The organism is Acinetobacter portensis, assembly GCF_023158935.1.
GTDB classification, from domain to species: domain Bacteria; phylum Pseudomonadota; class Gammaproteobacteria; order Pseudomonadales; family Moraxellaceae; genus Acinetobacter; species Acinetobacter faecalis.
Map to the genome: position 1 here is coordinate 2,243,039 of NZ_CP096120.1, position 22,695 is coordinate 2,265,733.

Here is a 22,695-nt window from a genome sequence, read left to right on the forward strand (position 1 = left end):
CCTATAATCATTGAAAGATTAAGATTCACGTTAGGTTTTTCGACCTAAATCATGACAATGGATACGAGTGTGCTACCGATTATTATATTGTTACCGTTAGTACTAGGCACAATACTTGTCTCGTGGCTGAAGAAATTCTCGCGCGGGGTAACGGCTTTAGGTGCCATTGGAGTCAGTCTCACAAGCTTAATTTTGTTACTGACTCAAGCCCAAGCCGTATTTAATGGCGAAACCATTATTCAAACATGGTCTTGGTTACCTCAATTAGGTATAGACCTCAGTTTCCGCCTCGATGCACTTGGTTTACTCTTTTCCCTACTTATTACGGGAATTGGTACGCTTATTTTTATTTATGCATATTATTATTTAAGCCCTAAAAATTCTCTCAGTAAATTATATTTATTACTCATGCTGTTTATGGCAGCAATGCTTGGCATTTCCCTATCTAACAATTTACTTTTATTACTCGTATTTTGGGAACTTACCAGTATTTCATCATTCCTACTTGTTGGTTATTGGAGTAACTACGAAGCTGCTCAACGTGGTTCTCGTATGGCACTGACCATTACAGGTATGGGTGGTTTGGCCATGCTTGGTGGCTTTATTTTATTAGGGCAAATTACAGGTACCTATCAAATAGACCAAATTTTAGGAATGTCTGAGCAAATTCAAAACCATGCTTTATTTGTTCCAACCCTATTATTAATTTTATTAGGTGCATTCACCAAAAGTGCGCAATTCCCATTCCACTTTTGGTTACCCAATGCAATGGCTGCACCAACGCCTGTATCTGCATACTTACACTCTGCAACTATGGTAAAAGCAGGTATTTTCTTACTTGCACGTTTACTTCCAATTTTCGCAGGTGCTGCGCTTTACCATAACATTGTCACTTTTGTTGGATTATTCACTTTATGTATGGCAGCTTTCTTTGCCATATTTAAAGAAGATTTAAAAGGATTATTGGCCTATTCAACCATTAGTCATTTAGGTCTTATTGTTTGTTTACTGGGTATTGGCTCTCCTCTTGCTGTTGCGGCAGCAATTTTCCATATTATTAACCATGCAACGTTTAAAGCTGCATTGTTCATGATTGCAGGAATCATTGACCATGAATCAGGCACACGTGATTTACGTAAGTTAAGTGGCTTATGGCAACTTCTTCCATTTACAGCAACCTTAACAATGGTCACTGCTGCTTCTATGGCAGGCGTTCCACTCACTAACGGCTTCTTGTCTAAGGAAATGTTCTTTACAGAACTACTGGCTAATTTGTCAGGTCCTGTCATGGTTGTATCTGCAATTATTGCAACTTTTGCAGGTATTTTTGCAGTGGCTTATTCTGTACGCCTTGTTCACGGCGTATTCTTTGATGGCCCTGTTGGCAAAAATGTTCCAAATAAAGATGCTCACGAACCTACTTTTGGTATGAGAGCACCTGCAACACTACTTGCAGTATTATGTATTTTAGTCGGTATTTTACCTGCGCTATTACTTGAAAATATTGTTAATAGTACCGCTCGAGCAAGTACACAACTCGCTAATTTTGAAGGTGTGCATATTGCAATTTGGCATGGTTTTAACACGCCATTGCTGATGAGTTTTATTGCATTAATTGGTGGGGTTAGCTTCTATTTTGCTTTAGCAAAAGGCGGAAAAATTCGTGAAATTGACCTAGATCCTTATTTAGGAAAATTCCAAGGTCGCGTTTTATTCGACTTATTTTTAAAACATTTATTACTTAATTCACGCAAGTTTAAGCGCGCAACTGAAAATGGAAAATTACAAAGCTATCTTTTATGGATTGTATTTTTCAGTATTGCTGTTGTTGCCATTCCACTATTCAACTCAGGGCTCACCACAGGAACACGCGAATTAACCCACGCTCCTGCTATTGCTATTGTTCTTTGGCTGCTACTGTTCTCTGCATGTTGGATGATGCTTTGGTTCCACCACGAGCGTATTAAAGCCATTTTAATTAGTGGTGCTGTTGGCTTGGTAGTCACTATTGTATTTGTTTGCTTCTCTGCACCTGACTTAGCACTTACACAAATTACAGTAGACGTAGTAACAACTGTTCTATTACTCATGAGCTTGTCGTTACTTCCACAGCTTACACCTTATGAATCTTCAGTGCCTAGACGTTGGAGAGATGCAATCATTGCCATTTCTGGTGGTGTAGGTATCGCTTGGATTACGTGGCTAATTTTAACCCGCGATCACAATTCAATTTCGTGGTTCTTCATGCAACAAGCCATTCCGCTTGGTGGTGGTACAAACGTTGTAAACGTAATTCTAGTGGACTTCCGTGGTTTCGATACATTTGGTGAAATTACAGTATTAGGTATTGCTGCTATTGGTGCACTTTGCTTAATGGATGGTATGCGTGCTCACGGCACAACTACAACACAAGGTCTAAGCTACCGCTTTAACCCATCTCCACTGATGTTCCGTATTACATCTTCTTGGATTTTAGCCTTAGCTTTAGTTGTAAGCCTGTATATTTTCTTACGTGGTCACAACCTCCCTGGCGGTGGATTCATTGCAGGATTAATCACCTCTCTTGCACTTGTTATTCAATATATCGCTTTAGGACAAGATCAAGCAGAACGCTTATTAAAAGCTAAATCTGGTCGTTTATACGAAATTTGGATTGGTATTGGTTTAGTTATTGCAGGTCTATCAGGTATTGGCGCATGGCTTTGGGGGCGCCCATTCCTAACAAGCGCACATATTTATGTAAGTCCACCAATTTTAGGTGAAATACATTTGGCATCTGCGGCTATTTTCGACTTAGGCGTTTATATCACAGTTGTTGGCGCGACCATGCTGATGATTTCCGTACTAGGCGACTCACGTCATACCAGTATCACTGGTCCAGTTCCGAAGGGGTGAAAACATGATTAGTTTAGAAATTTTACTTGCCTCTTCAATTGGATTACTCAGCGCAACAGGTATTTATTTAATACTTCGTGCGCGTACTTTTCCTGTGGTTTTAGGTTTAGCGATGATTGGCTATGCAGTCAATTTATTCTTATTTGCCATGGGACGCATTCAATTGAATGCACCTGCTGTACTAACATCTACAGAACGTGTAACAGATCCACTCCCACAAGCTTTAGTTTTAACTGCAATTGTCATTGGTTTTGCAACCACTGCATTTATTGTGCAACTTGCATTACGCAGTCGTTTTGAAACAGGAACAGACCACGTTGACTCCAAAGAAGAATTACCGCAAATTGACCCACGTGAGGATGAGCCATGATGAATGACTACATCCAATTTTGGATACAACACACCCCAATTTTTAGTATTTTAATTCCTGCTTTTACTGCATTTATTTTAGTACTTTTAGGTAATCCAGGTTCAGGTTCGCTTGCACATGACTGGCGTCAACCTTGGCGTCGTGCCATTAGCTACACATCCTCTGCACTGGGCCTTTTTACTGCGGTTAACTATTTAATTTTTGCAAGTAGTGGACAGGTCTCTGTTTATAACTTAAGCGAATGGGCTGCACCTTTTGGTATTGTTTTAGTCCTCGATCAGCTTTCTGCATTCATGCTTGTGCTCACCTACTCCATTGCCGTTCCCATTATGTGGTATGCAAGTAAAGAGTGGGATGAACGTGGGCGCTATTTCCATGCAATGTTCCATTTTTTACTCATGGGACTTTGTGGCGCATTCCTTACTGGTGATTTATTTAACTTATTCGTATTCTTTGAAATTTTGCTCATGGCATCTTATGTCCTACTTATTCATGGACAAGGCAGAGCACGATTCCAGCTTGGTATTCATTACGTTACCATCAACCTACTTGCCTCTGCCCTCTTCCTTATTGGTTTAGGTATTATTTATGGCAGCGTAGGTAGCCTGAATATGGCAGATGTTGCACGACTAATACCGTTACTTGAACCAGATCAGCATAGACTTGCCGTTGCAGGTGGATTACTTCTATTTATTGTATTTGGTATTAAAGCAGCCATGTTGCCTGTTGGTTTTTGGCTACCAAAAACCTATGCTGTTGCAACCACGCCTGTCGCTGCTATTTTTACCATTATGACCAAAGTGGGTATTTACGCAATTTTACGTGTAAATGGCACTGTGTTTGATGATGAATTAAGCCGCTCAATTTTACAAAATCTATTACTGCCAATTGGTTTAATAACATCAGTTTATGGTGCAATTTGCGCTGTTGGGGCTGAACGTTTAAGACGTTTTGTTGGCTTTATGATTTTGTCATCTATTGGCACAATCTTAATTGCAATTTCTTTATTCAATACACAAGCTTGGGCTGCGGCACTGTACTACTTAGTACACAGCACATTAATTGCTGCTGCATTTTATTTACTATCAGGATGGATTACATCTCAGCGTGGCGAATTTAAAGATCACTTTAAAATTGCACCGCAGATCAAACAACATAAAGTTGTATCTATTACCTACTTTATTATTGCCTTAATGATGGCGGGTTTACCGCCATTCAGCGGCTTCTTTGGTAAGGTATTCTTGTTACAAGCAACAGCTCAATCACCATATCAACTTGTTATTATTATTACTGTTTTAGTGGTGAGTTTGCTTAGCATTATTGCATTCACACGTGTAGGTTTTATTCTGTTCTGGCGTTCGACCAAACCAGAAGTTGATCCTAAAAAGCCTGAATATGCTAAGTATCAAGCATTACCTGAAGTTGCACCAAAACGTAATGATCATGCCATTTACATCTTACTTTCAGCTTTAGTTCTTTATGTTGTATTTGCAAATCCTATTTATCAATACATTTCAAATACGGCTACGCAAATTCAAAATAACGCATTATACGAAGCAACTTTCTTGAAAAAAGATGAGCATGGTGAGTTTATTAGCGTTCAACCTTTTGATGCAAAAAATTTACCTGAAACCAAATATGGTGGTGAAACGGTCGATCCAAATGCACATCTCATTCCTTATGTTATCTCTAAGGAAACGCTAAATGGCGAACACATTTCTGAATACAAAAAGCGTCAAATTTTAGAGCAAGATATTCAAGAAGATCATCCTGAAATAGACCAACTTAAACCTGCGGAGGAGCCATAATATGCAAAAAATATCTTTTGTTGATCGCTGGTTTCCCCACCCTTTAGTATCTGTACTCTGCGGTTTAAGCTGGATTATGCTTGCACAAAGCTTAGAGGCTGCAACCTTAATAATGGCTTTACTTTTAGCTTTTATTATTCCAAAGCTTCTTAGCCCATTCATCGATCGCACACCAAATATTAATTGGATGGAAGCGCTTAAATTATTCTTTGTTGTGGTTTGGGATATTATTATTTGTAATATCAACGTTGCTAAACTTGTACTTGGTCCAACTAAAAATTTACATCCAAAATGGTTCCGTGTTCCATTAGACACAGAACATGAGGAAGTAAACTCCATTCTCGCGATGATTATTACAACCACCCCAGGTACTGTTACCGCAGGTATTGACCAAGACCGTTGTGATATTTTAGTTCATGCACTTAGTACAGATGACATTGAAAATGAAATAAAGACAATTAAAACGCGATATGAACAACCGCTAATGCGCATTTTTGGCGTAAAAGTAGGAGATAAATCATGAGTATATTGCCCTATGCTTTAAGTATTTGCATGATTGCAATTACCATCTCCATGTTCTTATGCCTTGTACGTTTAATTATGGGGCCTTCAATTGTAGATCGCCTTCTAGCTTTAGATACTTTATTCCTTAATGCAATTTGTTTAATTGTCGTTTTAGGTATTTATTGGGCAAGTACTTCATTATTTGAAGGTGCATTATTGGTTGCCATGCTTGGCTTCGTTTCAACTACTGCTTTGGCTAGATATTTTACATCTGGTCATGTAATTGACTAGGAGCACACTATGCAACTTGTAATGGAAATTCTTGTTTCAATTTTTTTACTTATTGGTGCTTTCTTTATGCTTATTGGTGGTATTGGCATGGTCAGACTTCCTGACTTGTTCATGCGCCTACATGCACCAACCAAATCAAGCACTTTAGGCTTAGGTAGCTTCTTAATTGCAGCTATTATTTATTCTGCCTTTCAAGGACGCTTTGGTTTTGCAGAAATTTTAATTACGCTCTTTGCGTTTATCACAGCGCCTGTATCCGCGAACTTAATAGCGCAAGCTGCACTTCACTTACGTTTAAGATCTATGAGTGGTGATGTACCTGAAGCAATTAATCGCCCATTACCTTGGCAACGCACACGCAGACGTGCCTTTCATGCAAAAAGCCAATCTACTAAAGATGATATTAACTAAAAATCACCTTTTATTTAGATCATAAAAAAGCCACCCTAAGGTGGCTTTTTTTATAAATCAAAATGACTTATTCATCATCTTTCTTTGCTTCAGCTGGAGGTAAATCCTTCACAGCTTCTGCAATTAGACCAAACATATAGTTACCATAAGCATTTGTCTTATCGTAATGGAAACGCAAACGCGGTGTAATACGCGTTTTAATACGATGACCTAACTCATGACGCAAGAAACCAGATGCCTTGTTTAAAACATCTAAAGTTTCTTTATTTGCTTCTTCATTTTGGTCATCGCCAAGTTCACGTCCCATCACTGTTACGTAAACTTCAGCATATCCTAAGTCTGGGCTAACCTTCACAGCAGAGATGGTCACAAGACCACCTAAGCGTGGATCTTTAAGCTCCTGACGGATAAGCTCAGACAACTCGCGTTGTACTGTATCCGCCATACGCTTTAGACGTTGACTACCCGCCATTAAAGACTCCGTTTAATTAATTTAACATCGTACACTTCGATCTTATCTAGTGCTTTAATGTCTTTATAACCTTTAACCGCAAGACCACATTCCATACCAGCACGAACTTCTTCAACCACTTCTTTATAGCGACGAAGAGACTCAAGCTCACCTTGGAATACAACCACGTCATCACGTAATACGCGAATTGGTTTATTGCGATGTAATGTACCTTCAAGAACCATACAGCCTGCTGCTGCACCAAATTTACTTGAATGGAATACTTCACGTACTTGAGCAACACCAAGAATTGTTTCACGATGTTCTGGCTCAAGCTTACCGCTCATTGCCGCTTTAACATCATCAATCAATTGGTAAATGATTGAGTAGTAACGAATATCGATACTATCTGCATCTGCTTTTTGACGAGCTGCGTTATCTGCACGGACGTTAAAGCCTAGAAGAACAGCTTCAGAAGATTCAGCAAGTGTTACGTCAGACTCAGTGATTGCACCTACGCCCGAACCAATAATACGTACTTTAACTTCGTCAGTTGCAAGATCAGCAAGCGCAACATGTAAAGCTTCTAACGTACCACGTACGTCTGTTTTCAATACAACATTAACGATAGGCACATCTTTCTTGCCCATAGACGCCATGATGTTTTCAAGACGCATTGCAGATTGACGTTCAAGACGTTTTTGACGTTCACGATCCATACGAGCATCGGCAACTTCACGTGCTTTTTTCTCATCGCTTACAACAAGAACTTCGTCACCCGCCATTGGCGCTTCTGGAAGACCTAAGATTTCAACAGGAATCGAAGGACCTGCAGATTGAATACGTTTACCATTTTCATCTGTCATAGCACGTACGCGGCCGTAAGAAGCACCAGCAAGCACTAAATCACCAACTTTCAACGTACCGTTTTGAACAAGAATAGACGTTACCGCACCACGGCTGTTGTCTACACGAGCTTCAATAACAACACCTTGAGCTGCACCTTCTTCAGATGCTTTCAATTCTAACAATTCAGCTTGAATCGAAATAAGATCAAGTAATTCGTCAATACCCATACCAGAATGCGCAGAAACCATTGCAACTGGAACATCACCGCCCCATTGTTCAGGTACGATTTCTTTTACAGTTAATTCATTCAATACGCGATCTGGATCTGCAGACTCTTTATCCATTTTGTTGATTGCAACAATAATTGGAGTACCAGCAGCACGAGCATGATCAATTGCTTCAGCAGTTTGTGGCATTACACCATCATCTGCTGCTACAACTAAAACAACGATATCTGTTGCTTTCGCACCACGTGAACGCATTGCAGTAAATGCAGCATGTCCCGGAGTATCAAGGAAAGTAATCATACCCTTGTCAGTTGTAACGTGGTAAGCACCAATATGCTGTGTAATACCACCTGCCTCGCCTTGTGCAACTTTCGCACGACGAATACGGTCAAGAAGCGATGTTTTACCATGGTCAACGTGACCCATGATTGTAACAACAGGTGCACGAGTTGACTGAGCACCACGCGCTTCTTCAGCAGCTTCAAATAAGTTATCTTCTGCTTGTGTATCAGAAACTAGAACTGGGTTATGACCCATTTCTTCTACAATAAGTGCAGCAATTTCTTGATCAATCGCTTGGTTTTGAGTAACTAGCTCGCCCATTTTCATGAGTGATTTAATAACTTCACGTACCTTGATTGCCATTTTTGCAGCTAAGTCAGCAACAACAATGGTTTCACCAATTTCTACATCGTAAACTTGTTTCTTAACAGGTTTTTCGAAGCCGTGTTTATTTGAAGAACTTGTTTTCAAACCACGTTTAGGTTGTTTGCTAAAGCTTTGCTCTTCCTGACCACGACGACCACCTTTTTTCGGTGCGCGTGCAGTTGGAGTATTCGTACCACGTTTGATTTCGCGGTCTTCTTTCGCAAATGAATCTTCATATGCTTGACCAACTAAACCAGCCGCTAGTGGAGAATCATCCACTACACGAATAGTTGCAGTTGCATCATCTGAAGAGTACTTAGACGCCATTTGACGCATTTGCTCAAGTGTACGTTGTTGTGCTTCTTCAGCTGACTTACGACGTGCAGTTTCTTCAGCCGCTTTTAACTGTGCAGCTTGAGCTTCACGAGCACGCTTTTGTTCAGGTGTTTCTACTTGCTTAACTTGTGCTTTAACAACAGGTTTATTTGTAGATTTACGCGTAACAACAACAGCAGCTTTAGATACTTCTTGCTTTTCAGTTGTTTGTTTTGCAGCAGCACGCATCGCTTCTAATGCTTTACTTGCACCAGAAGATTGTGATGGTTTCTCAGCTTTCGCTGTAGATTTATTCGCAACATTTTGAGTTGCTTGTTTCGCTTGTTCTTCAGCTTTAGCCAAAGCTTCTGCTTTAATTTGTTCAGGATCTGGCTTAACAAATGTATGCTTCTTACGAACTTCTACATTAATTGTTTTAGCTTTACCTGATGTACTCGCCACTTTAGCGGTACTCGTAGTTTTACGTTTCAACGTGATTTGTCCTGCATTACCTGAGTCTTGACCATGAATTTTCTTCAAATGGTTGACTAAGGTACTTTGTTGTTCAGTAGAAATAATATCGTCAGCTTTACTTTGCGGTAAGCCAGCGTCACGAACCTGTTCCAGGAGCTTTTCAACGCTACGATTCACGCTGATAGCCAACTCTTCAATCGACTTGTCCGTCATATATTACCTCCTAGTTAAACCATGATTCGCGCGCTTTCATAATGAGTTGACCTGCTTTTTCAGCACCTAAACCGTCGATATCTTCGATATCATCAGTTGCTTGATCAGCAAGATCATCAATTGTTACTACACCACGAGCAGCAAGCGCATAAGCGATCTCTTGTGTCATACCTTCCATTGCTAGAAGTTCATCACTTGGATCTTGGATATTTTCTTGTTGTTTCAATGCGTCAGCTAAAGTAATTTCTTTCGCACGACTTTGTAGCATTTCTACAACTTCAGCATCCAATTCGATTTCATCGAATGTTTCAGCTGGTACATAAGCAATCTCTTCTAAAGAAGTGAAGCCCATTTCAACCAATGCCATCGCAAGATCTTCAGCAATATCAAGGCGACCAACAAACATATCTAAATACTGTTGAGCTTCGTTTTGCTGACGAGCACGATATTCGTCTTCAAGCATCATATTTAACTTGTAGCCAGTCAATTCAGAAGCTAAACGTACGTTTTGACCTTGTGAACCGATTGCACGAGCTAATTGATCGCTTGTTGCAAAAATAATATCTGCTGTACGTTCTTCTTCATCAATCACAATACCCGATACATCAGCAGGCTCTAAAGCACTTGCAATATATTGAGCAGGATCATCAGACCATACAACAACATCAATACGCTCACCATTTAACTCTGATTGAACTGCTTGAATACGTGTACCACGCATACCAATACAAGCACCTACAGGATCAATACGATGATCGTTTGTTTTCACAGCAATTTTAGCACGAACACCAGGCTGACGCGCAGCAGCTTTAATTTCAATAATTTCTTCAGAAATTTCAGGAATTTCTTTTGTCATTAATGAAATAAGCATTTCAGGTTTAGAACGTGACAATAATAATTGTGCGCCACGACCTTCACGGTTTACGCTATATAAAATTGCATTTACACGTTGCTTAGGACGAAGAATTTCTTTTGCAATCATTTCTTCACGCGCAAGATAACCTTCAGCATTTTCACCTAAGTCAATAATGAAGCCATCTTTGGTTTGTTTTTTAACTTCACCATAGATAAGTTCACCAACTTTAGCTTCATATGCATCAGCAATTAAAGCACGCTCTGCTTCACGAATTTTTTGAACAATTACTTGTTTCGCAATTTGTGCAGCAATACGTCCGAAGTCAATCGATTCAACTTCTAATTCACGAATATCACCAATTGACCATTGTCCAGGATCTACATCAGAAATCGCATCTTGGCATGCAGGCATTTCGTGATCTTCATCAGCTACAACTTCCCATTGACGGAAAGTACTATAGTCACCAGTTTTGCGGTCAATCTCTACACGTAAACGTGCTTCTTCAGAGCGTGTACCTTCATAGAATTTCTTTTTAGTTGCTGCAACTAGAGCTTGTTCGAGCGCTTCAAAAATCGCATCACGAGGTACACCCTTTTCGTTACTAACTGTTTCTACTACAGTAAGAATTTCGCGTGCCATGAGTCACCTATTTCGTCAGATTCTTATTTATTCAATTAATCTTGATAGATCAAATTCGCTTTATCAATATTGTGACTATCAATGTCCAATACTTGCTGCTTTTCAACCTCAACCTGAATCATTTCATTTTCAAGATCAACAGCGATGAGTTTTGCTTGAAATTTACGACGGTTTTCTACTGCACTAATCAAACGTAAGGCAACTTGTTGACCAATATACGCTGACATCTGCTCTAGTTGAAAGAAAGGTCGATCCCAACCTGGAGATGACACTTCAAGTGCATACTCACCAGAAATTGGATCATGTACGTCAAGCATCGCGCCTACTTGTTGAGTAACACGTACGCAATCTTGAACGCCAATACCGCGCCCTTGCTCTTCTTCACCATCTTCATTTGTGGTTGTCGCTACGCTTTCATCAACTGCTTTGTCGATATAAATACGTAGTAAAGAACGTTTACCCTGAGGTGTAAATTCAATACCCCAAAGATCTACATTACATGCTTGTACTGCTGGAGCAATAAGATCCTGAAGTACTTGAGTTTTATTTGATAGCTTCATTTACTCTCGTCAAATTTGTGAAATTAAATGGTCAAACGGCTACTACAAGCCAACACAAAACTATTGTAGTAGTGAAACATGACGATTTGACCAAAAAATTGTCGACACTACACGATAGATAACAAAAAAGGGCGTAATCGCCCCATTATTACACAGAAAACCAAAGTCCACTGTGCAAAAAGGCCCACCTTGTTGTGAGCCTCTCTTTAGAAACTTGGTAGCGGGAGCTGGATTTGAACCAACGACCTTCGGGTTATGAGCCCGACGAGCTACCAGACTGCTCCATCCCGCATCAACGTGCAAAAATTATATACAAAATACTAATCATTTTCAATCAAACTTTCAGTTTTTGCCCAATTAAGTCGCACCTTAATTGGAAGTGGTAGCGGGAGCTGGATTTGAACCAACGACCTTCGGGTTATGAGCCCGACGAGCTACCAGACTGCTCCATCCCGCAACAACATACGTTTTACTTTCAACTAAATTACTTTAATTGCTTTTTAAGTTCGCTTCTTAAAAAGATTGGTAGCGGGAGCTGGATTTGAACCAACGACCTTCGGGTTATGAGCCCGACGAGCTACCAGACTGCTCCATCCCGCAACAACATACGTTTTACTTTCAACTAAATTACTTTAATTGCTTTTTAAGTTCGCTTCTTAAAAAGATTGGTAGCGGGAGCTGGATTTGAACCAACGACCTTCGGGTTATGAGCCCGACGAGCTACCAGACTGCTCCATCCCGCATCAACAAATTTGCCGCTTAACACCAACTTAATTTCTGGATTAAAGTTGGTGCGGAAGGGGGGACTTGAACCCCCACGCCCGAAAGCACTACCACCTCAAGGTAGCGTGTCTACCAATTCCACCACCACCGCAGCAGAGTGGCATTCTAGTCGCATAAAACAAAAAAAGAAAGGCTTAAATAAGATTATTCGCCAGTTTTCGTTGTGTTTGGTGAACTTTCAGGCAATGTTGCTGGAACAGAGGTTGTTGTGTTTACTGATTTTAGACTATACGAATCTGTGGTTTGTTTCTTCGCAAACACAGCCAGTGTAAGACTTGTAACAAAAAACAATGCGGTTAAAACAGCAGTTAAACGAGTTAAAAAATTACCCGAACCAGATGCACCAAAAACTGTTGCTGCACCGCCACCGCCAAATGAAGCACCTGCATCTGCACCTTTACCATGTTGAACTAAAATCAAGCCAATCATTAAAATGGCTAAGATAATATGTACTACCAGCACAAATGTATGCATGCTGAACTCCTAATTATTTTGTATTTGCAAATGCTAGAGCAATTTTATGGAAAGACTCTGCATTTAATGATGCACCACCTACAAGCGCACCATTGATATCTGAACAGGCTGCTAACTCTACTGCATTTTCGGGTTTAACACTACCACCGTACAAGATCGCCATGCTTTTCCCATATGCCGTAATTTGGCTTAAACCTTCACGAATTTGTGCATGCATTGTTTGTGCATCGTCAGGAGAAGCTGTTTTTCCTGTACCAATTGCCCAAATAGGCTCGTAGGCAATAACAATATTGTGCCACTGTTCTGCTTCCACAACCGTTGCAATATCGCAAATTTGTTGTAACACGACTTGCTCAGCTTGACCACTTTCACGTTGTTCTAGGCTTTCACCCACACAATAAATAACTGTCAAACCTGCATTTAGAGCATTTTTAATTTTTTCATTAAGAATTTGAGCAGTTTCGCCAAAAATTTCACGACGTTCAGAATGCCCAACTAAAACATAGTCAATTTGACTATCTTTTAATAATTCAGCACTTACCTCACCTGTATAAGCACCTGTTCCTGCAATACGAGAAACATCTTGTGCAACAGTGTAGATCTCACGGTTAGAATCACTTAAGACAGACTGTACTGTCGTTAGTGCTAAAGTCACAGGTGCAACACCAATATGACATTTAGCAGATTCAATTGGAGTAATATCCAATAAACCCTTGAAATTTTGAATAAGTTGCTGAGCATCGGCTTGCATTGGATTCATTTTCCAATTACCAACTACCCACGGCGTAATCGTTGAACCCGACATACAATAACCTACAAAAAAACTATTTTAAAACCGAGCACATTCTACACGTAAAAATTATTTGTGCTTAAAAATTTATATGACTTTTAATCTATGACTTTATAATTTAATTTTCACGCACCAACCTACCAACTTACAGTTTTAGTATTTTTTCATAAATAGCTCACACTTATATATAAGACTTACTAAAGGATATTCATTTTAGCTGTGGCATTTTTACGTAACAAAAGTATAATTTTAAAATACCAATTATAAACATTATTTTTGAAAGGACCTTGGGGATGTCAGTCATACAATCTACGCCGAAATTCACCGGTTTTATTCGACGCCTTGTTGAAAATGGGGTTGTTGATGCTACATCAATGCAAAATGCCATCATCAATGCAAAAAAAGCCAATCAAGATATCATTCCTTATTTGACCCAAAATTTAAAAGTTTCTTCACTCACCATTGCTGAGACTATTGCTTTAGAATTTGGTGAACCTATTTTCGACTTATCTGTATACAACACAGATATGCTCGCAAAAGATGCTGTTGATGAAAAACTTATAATAAAACATCGTGTTTTACCTATTTTTAACCGAGGTAATCTTCTATATGTGGCAACCAGTAATCCCACAAATATAGAAGCGATAGATGCCATTCGCTTTAACAGTAAAATGAATGTTGAATCTGTTATTGTCGAGTTTGATAAACTAGATAAACTTATTGAAAATTTATTTGCAGATACAGGGAACTTTGAGTTTAGTGATGATGAGTTCGATTTAGATGTTGAAGAAGTTGATCCTAATCAAGAAAATCAAAAAGATGAAGACCCAACAGGTGATGAATCTCCAATTGTAAAATATATCAATAAACTCTTAATTGATGCTATTCGTATGGGCGCTTCAGATTTACACTTTGAACCCTATGAAAAATCTTATCGTGTTCGATACCGTGTAGATGGTGTATTACGTCAAATTGCAACTCCCCCACTACAGTTAGCAAACCGTTTAGCATCACGTTTAAAAGTAATGTCACAAATGGACATTTCAGAAAAACGTGTTCCGCAAGATGGTCGTATTAAATTAAAAATCTCAAAAACAAAAGCTATCGACTTCCGTGTTAACTCACTCCCAACCTTATTTGGTGAGAAACTCGTACTTCGTATTTTAGATCCATCTAGTGCGATGTTGGGTATTGATGCTTTGGGTTATGAGCCTGATCAAAAAGAACTTTTCATGGATGCACTTGATAAACCTCAAGGCATGCTATTAATTACAGGTCCTACTGGTTCGGGTAAAACGGTATCTTTATATACAGGTTTGAATATTCTAAACCGTGAAGATACCAATATTTCAACAGCCGAAGATCCTGTCGAAATTAACTTAGAAGGTATTAACCAAGTTAACGTTAATAATAAAATTGGTTTAACCTTCTCTGCGGCACTTAAATCATTTCTTCGTCAAGATCCAGATATTGTTATGGTCGGGGAAATTCGTGACCTTGAAACAGCTGAAATTGCAATTAAAGCAGCACAAACAGGTCATATGGTAATGTCCACACTACATACAAACAGCGCACCTGAAACATTAACGCGCTTAAGAAATATGGGCGTTCAATCTTTCAATATTGCAACATCTGTTAACCTTGTTATTGCACAACGTTTAGCACGTCGTTTATGCTCCCACTGCAAAGCTCCTGCCGACATTCCAGAACAAAGCTTATTAGAACTAGGATTCACCACAGAAGACTTAGCTGATCCAGAAACTAAAATTTATCAACCTGTAGGCTGTTCTGAGTGTCGTGAAGGTTATAAAGGACGTGTAGGTATTTATGAGGTAATGAAAGTTACACCAGAAATTTCAAAAATTATTATGGAAGATGGTAATGCACTTCAAATTGCAGAAGCCTCTGAAAAAGCAGGTTTTAGAAACTTACGCCGTTCTGGTTTAATAAAAGTCATGCAAGGGGTAACTTCTTTACAAGAAGTAAATCGTGTGACGAGTGAGTAAATAAAGATTTAAAATAAGGATAACGACACATGGCTGTCAAAAAAGCACAGATGATGCCCATCTTCATATATGAAGGAGTTGACCGCAAAGGGGCTAAACTTAAAGGGGAAATTCCAGCTCGCAATATGGCTTTAGCTAAAGTCACCCTGCGAAAACAAGGAATTACGATTAAATCCATTCGAGAAAAGAAAAAGAATATTCTCGAAAGTGTCTTTAAAAAGAAAGTAACAACATTAGATATTACGATCTTCACTCGCCAACTTGCTACCATGATGAAAGCAGGTGTTCCTTTAGTTCAAAGTTTTGAAATTGTTGCTGAGGGCTTAGATAACCCTGCTATGCGCGAAGTCGTATTGGGTATTAAAGGTGAAGTTGAAGGTGGTAATACTTTTGCTGGCGCACTTAAAAAATATCCTCAATATTTTGATAAACTTTTTTGCTCACTTGTTGAATCGGGCGAACAATCTGGTGCGCTTGAAACCATGCTAGACCGTGTAGCTATATACAAAGAGAAAAGTGAGCTTTTAAAACAAAAAATTAAGAAAGCTATGAAGTATCCGCTCACAGTTGTAGTCGTTGCTTTTGTAGTTACCATTATTTTGATGGTTAAAGTTGTACCTGTTTTTGAAGAACTATTTACATCTTTTGGTGCAGATTTACCTGCATTTACCAAAATGGTAGTAAACATGTCTGAATGGATGCAAAGCTATTGGTACATTTTAATTATTGGTATCGCTGCTACTGTAATTGGATTAACTGAGGCGAAAAAACGCAGTAAAAAATTCCGAGATCTTTTAGACAAAATGGCATTAAAAGCCCCAATTTTTGGTGATCTTGTTTATAAAGCAATTATTGCACGTTACAGCCGTACACTTGCAACAACCTTTGCCGCAGGTGTACCTCTGATTGATGCATTGGAATCGACAGCGGGTGCAACAAACAACGTTGTGTATGAAGAAGCTGTAATGAAAATTCGTGAAGATGTCTCAACAGGTCAACAACTTCAATTTGCCATGCGCGCAACTAACGTTTTCCCATCAATGGCAATACAAATGGTCGCTATTGGTGAAGAATCCGGTGCGCTCGATTCAATGTTAGAAAAAGTTGCAACACACTACGAAAATGAAGTTGATAATGCCGTAGATGGCTTAACAGCAATGATGGAGCCATTAATTATGGCTGTTCTTGGTGTACTAGTTGGTGGTCTTGTAATTGCCATGTACCTTCCAATTTTCCAAATGGGTTCTGTTGTTTAATGCACGAATTAATCTCTTATTTTATTTTAAATCCAACTGCACTTTATATTGCAGTTGGAGTTTTTAGTTTATGCATTGGTAGTTTTTTAAATGTTGTTATTTATAGAACGCCTAAAATGATGGAACAAGAATGGCGTACAGATTGCCAATTCTTATTACATCCTGAACAACCAATTATTGATGAATCAAAAATTACATTAAGTAAGCCTGATTCAACCTGCCCAAAATGCCAATCCCCTATTCGTTGGTATCAGAATATTCCTGTAATTAGTTGGCTTGCTTTAAAAGGAAAATGTGGGAGCTGCCAAAACCCAATTAGCATTCGCTACCCACTTATTGAAGTGTTAACTGCTGTTGCATCACTTATAGTTGTTGCAGTATTTGGCCCTACACTTCAAATGTTATTTGCTTTGGTATTTACCTGGGTTTTAATTACCCTCACATTTATTGATTTTGACACCCAACTTTTACCAGATCGATATACTCTTACCTTAGCTGCACTTGGCTTAGGTATAAACAGCTTTGCACTTTATACATCTCCCACTTCAGCAATTTGGGGCTATATCATTGGCTTCTTATGTCTTTGGATTGTGTACTACATCTTTAAATTAGTCACAGGCAAAGAAGGTATGGGTTATGGCGATTTTAAATTACTTGCAGCTTTAGGTGCGTGGATGGGACCAATGATGCTCCCACTCATCGTACTACTTTCATCGTTGGTTGGTGCTATTATTGGTATTATTCTAATGAAAGTTCGCAAGGAAAATCTTCCTTTTGCTTTTGGCCCTTATATTGCGATAGCAGGTTGGATTGCCTTTCTTTGGGGTGAAAAAATCATGCAATTATATTTAGGTCAGCTAGGTTAAATATGTCGTTCATTTTGGGTTTAGCAGGCGGTATTGGAAGTGGAAAATCGGCTGCAAGTCAGTGGTTTGAATCTCAAAATATTGTTGTGGTAGATGCAGATATTGTCGCTCGCGAAGTTGTAATGCCTGGACAGCCTACTTTAACTCAAATTCAGAAAACATTTGGAGATTGGGTTCTCCTTGATAATGGTGAACTCAATCGACGTGCTTTGCGTGAACATATTTTTAAAGAACCAACTGCACGTAAAGCCTTAGAAAGCATTACACATCCTGCTATTCGAAATAATATTATTCAGCAGTTAAATGCAGCACAAAGCCCTTATGTCGTTTTAGTTTCTCCACTTCTATTTGAAACGAATCAACATGAATTAACGAATCGTACGTTACTTATCGATGCTTCTGAAGAGCTACAAATTCAACGTGCATCACAGCGTGATGGGCAAAATATCGAACAAATTAAAAATATCATTCACGTGCAAATGCCACGTATTGAAAAACAAAAACGTGCCAATGATATTGTGCTAAATGATGGTCATTTAGATCATTTGTATAAACAATTGATTCCATTACATGAAAAATATTTAGCGCTATCAAAAAAGCAGTCTTAATTAGACTGCTTTTTTTGTTGCTCAAGTTGCTTTTGTAAACTGTCTTTTCGACCAAACCATCGCCAAGGTTGCAATGCACCAATTGCCATTCCAATTAGACCACATACAATTGCTAAACTTAACGGCTCTCCAAGTACAGGAACAGCAATAACCGCAGCAAGAAATGGCGCAAGCGTGACAATACTTCCCGTTTTAAATGCACCTAAGCGTTTAATCGCTTCAACATAAGTAAGCGTTGCAATAATCACAACACAAATACCGTGAAATAGAGTTTGTAATATAAGATGAATTGGCTCAGGTTCAGATAAATGTTTAGGTAAGAACAGTAAATAAATAGGTAAATAAACAATTGCCGACCAAATTGCGACACCTGACATTGCATGCCATGCAGATAATTTCCACTGTCTTAACAATATAGAGAAAATACCCCACCACATTGCGCTCAAAACAAATAGTAAATCGCCAAAGCCAAAAGCAACACCTGTTTCTCTATACATGAGCAAACTCATAGCACTAATAGAGGCAAGCATAATAATGACACTGAGCCATGTATGCTTATCGAAAGCATGCTTAAAAATTAAGAATCCTGCAAATGCTGTACATAAAGGAATAAAGCCATTTAAGAAGATTGCGGCATGCGCGGCAGGTACGTAATGAAATGCCGTATAAGCTGTTAAGCAATAACCAACCCCACCAATCATGGCAAGAATAAATGGCTCTTTTTTCCATAAAAAAGCGAGATCTTTCTTATAAATTAAAATAGGCACCAAAATCACAAAAGCTAAGGCGAAACGTAGCGCTGTAATATCCCACGCTTCAATTCCCCATTTCACATTTAATCTAGATGTTAAAGTGAAACCACCCCAAATCACCATGGTGATCAGGACGTATAAATAGCCTTGTGTTCTTGATGTCATTTACGCTCAGCTTTGAAAATTAAACATTACGTTGGCGGCAAGCTTCATACAAAGCCATACCTGTTGCAACACTTACGTTTAAGCTTTGCAAGTTCCCTGCCATAGGAATATAAACGGTTTGATCACATTGAGACTGTGTAATTGGGCGCAATCCTGTGTCTTCTGCACCCATCACAATACAAATACCCGTACCTGTGAAATCAAAATTCTGTATAGGTAATGCTTTTTCATCAAGCATTGTACCTATTACACGCACATTAAAGTCATCTTTCATTTGACCTAAAGTACGTGCCAAATTAGTCACCTGAATGAACTTCACTTTATCTGCACCACCCGCAGCTACTTTACGCGCTGTTGGAGTTAATGTTGCAGAGCGATCACGTGGAGCAATCACCGCTTCAACACCCATTGCAGCCGCAGTACGAATGCATGCACCTAAATTATGCGGGTCTGTAATATGATCAAGCGCAAGTAAAAGTACTTGTGGCTTTTCGTTTAAAAGTGCTTCAAGATCTTTTTCATTTAACGTTGGATGAGCACGAACAGCAGCAACAACACCTTGGTGGAATGGCTGACCTGCAAGCTTTTCCAATTTATCTCGGCTTGCTTGCTGAACGCTAATACCAAAAGGCTCTGCCAACTCAAGAACGCGTTTTAAACGCTGATCATCACGCCCTTTTAAAGCGAATAAAGTTAAAACTCGCTCTGGCTCAAGCTCCAACAATGACTCCACCGAGTGAACGCCATAAAAATATTCAGTTTTTGCCATGAACGACCTCTAACATTTGACTGATAATACAAAAAGAAAAATCCTGCAAAGCAGACTTTACAGGATTTATGCTGAAGCAATAGTTTAACCGATTTAGGTTGAAATTTCTTTGCTTGATTCTTGATTTAGTAATTAACCACCTAAGTGGCAAACATAATCTACAACTTCATCTGCTTCAATTTTGAAACGGCTGTTGCCAGGCACATAAAATGATTGTCCTGCACGGAACAATTCACTTTCTTCGCTGTCTGCAATACGTACACGACATTCGCCTGAAACAATTTCCATACGCTCAGGAACATGCGTTTCAAAAGTTAATTCTTGCTTACTTGGTAAAAGCACGCCCAAAGTTTTTTTCGTACCATCTTCAAATTGAACTGTATGACTTACGCACAGACCATCGAAGTAGACATTAGATTTTTTTACCACCGATACATGATCAAACTGAGCTGACATGCGTATTCTCCAAGTAACGCGTTTTATATTTTGAATTGATTCGTTTAACACGAACCAATCAATCTCTTTTAGGTAAACTAACACGCTTAAAACTTAAGCATAAATTATGCTTTTGTCTTTGCTTGCCCACCCCAATTTCATGAAATTTTAAAGCAACTACACAATAAGTACAAATCACTTTTTTAACAATCCCCACCAAAGTTTAAAACCTATTTTTAGTGAAAATTTGAATGACAATCATGTTTAAATTTATGTTCTTTAAATGAGTTAAACGCTAAGACTTTAAAATTGATAAAATTGTTAAATCTCTAATATTTTTACAAAGAGATGTTTAAAAGTGATGAAAAAATAAGATTTAAACTCGCTTTATAGCGTATATTTAGAAGGTAATCTCTTATTTTTAAAGGTCTGTTTAATTCTAAGAAGTATTATTTTTAGCACTATTTTAAGATAGAATTAATAGGGTCTTGTGACAAAAACAAAATTTGACGACCTTTAACTAACTCAAACTTTCCGCAGCTTGGATGCGTTTATGCTGACACATTTAACTCTGATTAATTTTGCCTTAGCCGAACACTTAGCTATTGATATTGAAAAAGGTTTCAACGTCTTAACAGGTGAAACAGGCGCAGGTAAATCTTTATTGCTTGATGCACTTTCTGCATGCCTTGGCGAAAGAACAGATACCAATTATGTGCGTTATGGTGCTGAAAAAGCAGATGTAACCGCAACATTCAGCTATAAAGATGGCAGCGCAGAAGCACTTTGGTTAAAAGAACAAGAACTAGATGATGAGTTAGGTGAAATTCATTTACGTCGCGTAATTTTCGCAACAGGTCGTAGTAAAGCATGGATTAATGGCAGACCAAGCAGTTTGTCTGAATTAAAAGAAATTGGACGATTATTGGTTCAACTTTATAGCCAACATAGCCAACAACAACTTTTAGAACCGCCTTATCCTAAACATTGGTTAGATCGTTATAGTAATTTTCATGCCCCTGCTCAAGCTGTTCGAGATGCTTATAGCAAATGGCAAAAAGATATTCGTCAACATCAAGCAGCATTAGACGCTCAAGCGACACGTAAACAACGTATTGATACGCTTAATCTTCAACTTGAAGAGCTTGAAGAAGTTGTTCAAGTGGACTATAGCGAAATTGAACAAGAGTTTGACCGCTTAAGCCATCACGAACATATCATGCAAGATTGCGGTTACGGTTTAACGGCTTTAGATGATGCTGAACAAAATATTAATCAAGAAGTTGCTTCTATTTTAAGACGCTTAGAATCACATTCTGGGCGTAGTGAAAAACTATCTGAAATTTATACATCTTTAGTCAATGCGCAAAGTGAATTAGATGATGCAACGTCTAATTTACGTCATTTCATCGACAAGCAAAGTTTCGACCCTGAACGCATGGAAGAGTTAAACTCTAAATTGGAAGTTTTCCATCGTTTAGCGCGTAAATATAGAACGCAACCTGAAACACTGAAAGAAGAATATGAAGCTTGGCAAACTGAATTAGAACAGCTTCATCAGCTTGAAGATCCTGAAACTTTAGCTGAACAAGTTGAGGCATCACATCAAGACTTCTTAGGAAAAGCACAGCATTTAGATGATATTCGTCGTGAAGCCTCACTTCCTTTAGCAAAACATTTAACAGAACAAGTCAAACAACTTGCACTTCCTGAAGCTCATTTTGAGTTTAAGTTTGAACCTTTAGAACAAGCATCAAGTGAAGGTTTAAGCTTCATTCAACTTCTATTTACAGCCAATAAAGGTATACCACCTCAACCTTTAGCTCGTGTTGCTTCTGGCGGTGAATTGTCGCGTATTGCCCTTGTTATGCAAGTTATGAATGCGGAAAAAACTGAATCTGAAGTTTTGGTATTCGATGAAATTGATGTTGGTATTAGCGGTGGTACAGCAGAAATAGTTGGACGTTTACTTGCAGGTTTGGCACAGCACGTTCAAATTTTATGTATTACGCATCAAGCGCAAGTTGCAGCACAATCAGATCAACATCTACTTGTGAAAAAACGCCAAACTGACCCAGCAAGCAGCACAATTTTAGACTTAGAAGAAGATGATCGCGTTTTAGAACTTGCTCGCATGACAGGTGGTATCGAAATTAACGAAACTACATTGCAACATGCAAAACAACTTCGTCAATTAAAGTTTCAACCTGCTTAAGTCGTTTGAAATAGATGAGAAATCATTTGTTGAAACATCAAAGCTCTTGTAACGTGTAAGTTAAA

20 protein-coding genes and 5 tRNA genes are annotated in these 22,695 nt (G+C 38.7%); 11 read left to right on the top strand and 14 right to left on the bottom strand.

Features of this window, described 5'->3' with window-relative positions:
* Positions 1-57 precede the first annotated feature (57 nt).
* From MZO21_RS11155 to MZO21_RS11180, 6 genes are read left to right on the top strand one after another with little or no spacing between them, the layout of a single operon-like run.
* A complete protein-coding gene (locus tag MZO21_RS11155; RefSeq protein WP_248101927.1) occupies positions 58-2,895 on the top strand; it encodes a monovalent cation/H+ antiporter subunit A in 2,838 nt (945 codons plus the stop codon).
* A 4-nt stretch (positions 2,896-2,899) separates the two neighbouring features.
* Positions 2,900-3,265, top strand: a complete 366-nt coding sequence (locus tag MZO21_RS11160) for a Na+/H+ antiporter subunit C (protein ID WP_154772018.1) — start codon at positions 2,900-2,902, stop codon at positions 3,263-3,265.
* Positions 3,265-5,073 (top strand): monovalent cation/H+ antiporter subunit D, encoded by a 1,809-nt coding sequence (locus MZO21_RS11165; protein WP_154772064.1) that lies wholly within the window; start codon positions 3,265-3,267, stop codon positions 5,071-5,073. Before MZO21_RS11160 ends, MZO21_RS11165 begins: the two co-directional genes overlap by 1 nt.
* 1 nt (position 5,074) lies before the next feature.
* Positions 5,075-5,596, top strand: a complete 522-nt coding sequence (locus tag MZO21_RS11170; RefSeq protein WP_248101918.1) for a Na+/H+ antiporter subunit E — start codon at positions 5,075-5,077, stop codon at positions 5,594-5,596.
* Entirely contained in the window at positions 5,593-5,868 is a 276-nt protein-coding gene (locus MZO21_RS11175; RefSeq protein ID WP_154772016.1) for a monovalent cation/H+ antiporter subunit F, read from the top strand. Before MZO21_RS11170 ends, MZO21_RS11175 begins: the two co-directional genes overlap by 4 nt.
* 9 nt (positions 5,869-5,877) lie before the next feature.
* Positions 5,878-6,279, top strand: coding sequence for a Na+/H+ antiporter subunit G (locus MZO21_RS11180; RefSeq protein WP_154772015.1), 402 nt, complete (start codon positions 5,878-5,880; stop codon positions 6,277-6,279).
* Positions 6,280-6,346: 67 nt separating this feature from the next.
* Here MZO21_RS11180 and MZO21_RS11185 read toward each other — a convergent pair whose 3' ends face one another.
* From MZO21_RS11185 to tpiA, 11 genes are all read right to left on the bottom strand, one after another.
* On the bottom strand, positions 6,347-6,751 hold the full coding sequence (locus MZO21_RS11185) for a ribosome-binding factor A (protein ID WP_154772014.1): 405 nt from the start codon (positions 6,749-6,751) through the stop codon (positions 6,347-6,349).
* Positions 6,751-9,456 carry a translation initiation factor IF-2 gene (gene infB, locus MZO21_RS11190; protein ID WP_154772013.1) on the bottom strand — a complete coding sequence of 902 codons (2,706 nt, stop codon included), beginning with the start codon at positions 9,454-9,456 and terminating at the stop codon, positions 6,751-6,753. The genes MZO21_RS11185 and infB overlap by 1 nt, the downstream gene beginning before the upstream one ends.
* A 10-nt stretch (positions 9,457-9,466) precedes the next feature.
* Positions 9,467-10,951, bottom strand: coding sequence for a transcription termination factor NusA (gene nusA, locus MZO21_RS11195; protein ID WP_154772012.1), 1,485 nt, complete (start codon positions 10,949-10,951; stop codon positions 9,467-9,469).
* 35 nt (positions 10,952-10,986) lie between these two features.
* On the bottom strand, positions 10,987-11,511 hold the full coding sequence (gene rimP, locus MZO21_RS11200) for a ribosome maturation factor RimP (protein WP_154772011.1): 525 nt from the start codon (positions 11,509-11,511) through the stop codon (positions 10,987-10,989).
* 215 nt (positions 11,512-11,726) lie between these two features.
* A tRNA-Met gene (locus MZO21_RS11205) sits at positions 11,727-11,803 on the bottom strand.
* Positions 11,804-11,891: 88 nt separating this feature from the next.
* A tRNA-Met gene (locus MZO21_RS11210) sits at positions 11,892-11,968 on the bottom strand.
* A gap of 66 nt (positions 11,969-12,034) precedes the next feature.
* Positions 12,035-12,111 (bottom strand) — tRNA-Met (locus MZO21_RS11215).
* A gap of 66 nt (positions 12,112-12,177) precedes the next feature.
* Positions 12,178-12,254 (bottom strand) — tRNA-Met (locus MZO21_RS11220).
* Positions 12,255-12,300: 46 nt separating this feature from the next.
* A tRNA-Leu gene (locus MZO21_RS11225) sits at positions 12,301-12,385 on the bottom strand.
* A 53-nt stretch (positions 12,386-12,438) separates the two neighbouring features.
* Entirely contained in the window at positions 12,439-12,768 is a 330-nt protein-coding gene (gene secG / locus MZO21_RS11230) for a preprotein translocase subunit SecG (protein ID WP_154772010.1), read from the bottom strand.
* 13 nt (positions 12,769-12,781) lie between these two features.
* Positions 12,782-13,573 carry a triose-phosphate isomerase gene (gene tpiA / locus MZO21_RS11235; protein ID WP_154772009.1) on the bottom strand — a complete coding sequence of 264 codons (792 nt, stop codon included), beginning with the start codon at positions 13,571-13,573 and terminating at the stop codon, positions 12,782-12,784.
* Positions 13,574-13,851: 278 nt separating this feature from the next.
* Between tpiA and pilB the strand changes: the two genes are divergently transcribed.
* The 4 genes from pilB to coaE are packed head-to-tail and all read left to right on the top strand — an operon-like array spanning position 13,852 to position 18,294.
* A complete protein-coding gene (pilB, locus tag MZO21_RS11240; protein ID WP_154772008.1) occupies positions 13,852-15,564 on the top strand; it encodes a type IV-A pilus assembly ATPase PilB in 1,713 nt (570 codons plus the stop codon).
* 29 nt (positions 15,565-15,593) lie between these two features.
* Positions 15,594-16,820: a type II secretion system F family protein gene (locus MZO21_RS11245; protein WP_248103368.1), complete on the top strand. Its 1,227-nt coding sequence runs from the start codon at positions 15,594-15,596 to the stop codon at positions 16,818-16,820.
* Positions 16,820-17,686: a prepilin peptidase gene (locus MZO21_RS15125; protein ID WP_282441558.1), complete on the top strand. Its 867-nt coding sequence runs from the start codon at positions 16,820-16,822 to the stop codon at positions 17,684-17,686. Before MZO21_RS11245 ends, MZO21_RS15125 begins: the two co-directional genes overlap by 1 nt.
* A 2-nt stretch (positions 17,687-17,688) precedes the next feature.
* The gene (gene coaE / locus MZO21_RS11260) at positions 17,689-18,294 is read left to right on the top strand and encodes a dephospho-CoA kinase (protein WP_248103370.1); all 606 of its coding nucleotides are present in this window, start codon (positions 17,689-17,691) and stop codon (positions 18,292-18,294) included.
* Here the strand turns inward: coaE and MZO21_RS11265 are convergent.
* The 3 genes from MZO21_RS11265 to MZO21_RS11275 all read right to left on the bottom strand — a co-directional run bounded on the left by MZO21_RS11265 (position 18,291) and on the right by MZO21_RS11275 (position 20,436).
* Positions 18,291-19,211: a DMT family transporter gene (locus MZO21_RS11265; RefSeq protein ID WP_248103375.1), complete on the bottom strand. Its 921-nt coding sequence runs from the start codon at positions 19,209-19,211 to the stop codon at positions 18,291-18,293. The genes coaE and MZO21_RS11265 overlap by 4 nt on opposite strands.
* A gap of 19 nt (positions 19,212-19,230) precedes the next feature.
* Entirely contained in the window at positions 19,231-19,980 is a 750-nt protein-coding gene (gene rlmB, locus MZO21_RS11270) for a 23S rRNA (guanosine(2251)-2'-O)-methyltransferase RlmB (protein WP_248103377.1), read from the bottom strand.
* A gap of 132 nt (positions 19,981-20,112) precedes the next feature.
* On the bottom strand, positions 20,113-20,436 hold the full coding sequence (locus MZO21_RS11275) for a pyrimidine/purine nucleoside phosphorylase (RefSeq protein ID WP_154772002.1): 324 nt from the start codon (positions 20,434-20,436) through the stop codon (positions 20,113-20,115).
* A 532-nt stretch (positions 20,437-20,968) separates the two neighbouring features.
* Here MZO21_RS11275 and recN point away from each other — a divergent pair.
* The gene (gene recN, locus MZO21_RS11280) at positions 20,969-22,630 is read left to right on the top strand and encodes a DNA repair protein RecN (protein ID WP_248103380.1); all 1,662 of its coding nucleotides are present in this window, start codon (positions 20,969-20,971) and stop codon (positions 22,628-22,630) included.
* Positions 22,631-22,695 lie beyond the last annotated feature (65 nt).

Excerpts from the sequence above, each read along its gene's own strand:
- infB (WP_154772013.1), bottom strand. The coding sequence starts at position 9,456 with ATGACGGACAAGTCGATTGAAGAGTTGGCTATCAGCGTGAATCGTAGC.
- secG (WP_154772010.1), bottom strand. The coding sequence starts at position 12,768 with ATGCATACATTTGTGCTGGTAGTACATATTATCTTAGCCATTTTAATG.
- MZO21_RS11180 (WP_154772015.1), top strand. The coding sequence starts at position 5,878 with ATGCAACTTGTAATGGAAATTCTTGTTTCAATTTTTTTACTTATTGGT.
- MZO21_RS11245 (WP_248103368.1), top strand. The coding sequence starts at position 15,594 with ATGGCTGTCAAAAAAGCACAGATGATGCCCATCTTCATATATGAAGGA.
- MZO21_RS11160 (WP_154772018.1), top strand. The coding sequence starts at position 2,900 with ATGATTAGTTTAGAAATTTTACTTGCCTCTTCAATTGGATTACTCAGC.
- MZO21_RS15125 (WP_282441558.1), top strand. The coding sequence starts at position 16,820 with ATGCACGAATTAATCTCTTATTTTATTTTAAATCCAACTGCACTTTAT.
- tpiA (WP_154772009.1), bottom strand. The coding sequence starts at position 13,573 with ATGTCGGGTTCAACGATTACGCCGTGGGTAGTTGGTAATTGGAAAATG.
- MZO21_RS11175 (WP_154772016.1), top strand. The coding sequence starts at position 5,593 with ATGAGTATATTGCCCTATGCTTTAAGTATTTGCATGATTGCAATTACC.
- recN (WP_248103380.1), top strand. The coding sequence starts at position 20,969 with ATGCTGACACATTTAACTCTGATTAATTTTGCCTTAGCCGAACACTTA.
- nusA (WP_154772012.1), bottom strand. The coding sequence starts at position 10,951 with ATGGCACGCGAAATTCTTACTGTAGTAGAAACAGTTAGTAACGAAAAG.
- rlmB (WP_248103377.1), bottom strand. The coding sequence starts at position 19,980 with ATGGCAAAAACTGAATATTTTTATGGCGTTCACTCGGTGGAGTCATTG.
- MZO21_RS11170 (WP_248101918.1), top strand. The coding sequence starts at position 5,075 with ATGCAAAAAATATCTTTTGTTGATCGCTGGTTTCCCCACCCTTTAGTA.
- MZO21_RS11165 (WP_154772064.1), top strand. The coding sequence starts at position 3,265 with ATGAATGACTACATCCAATTTTGGATACAACACACCCCAATTTTTAGT.
- MZO21_RS11185 (WP_154772014.1), bottom strand. The coding sequence starts at position 6,751 with ATGGCGGGTAGTCAACGTCTAAAGCGTATGGCGGATACAGTACAACGC.
- MZO21_RS11265 (WP_248103375.1), bottom strand. The coding sequence starts at position 19,211 with ATGACATCAAGAACACAAGGCTATTTATACGTCCTGATCACCATGGTG.
- MZO21_RS11275 (WP_154772002.1), bottom strand. The coding sequence starts at position 20,436 with ATGTCAGCTCAGTTTGATCATGTATCGGTGGTAAAAAAATCTAATGTC.
- rimP (WP_154772011.1), bottom strand. The coding sequence starts at position 11,511 with ATGAAGCTATCAAATAAAACTCAAGTACTTCAGGATCTTATTGCTCCA.
- coaE (WP_248103370.1), top strand. The coding sequence starts at position 17,689 with ATGTCGTTCATTTTGGGTTTAGCAGGCGGTATTGGAAGTGGAAAATCG.
- MZO21_RS11155 (WP_248101927.1), top strand. The coding sequence starts at position 58 with ATGGATACGAGTGTGCTACCGATTATTATATTGTTACCGTTAGTACTA.
- pilB (WP_154772008.1), top strand. The coding sequence starts at position 13,852 with ATGTCAGTCATACAATCTACGCCGAAATTCACCGGTTTTATTCGACGC.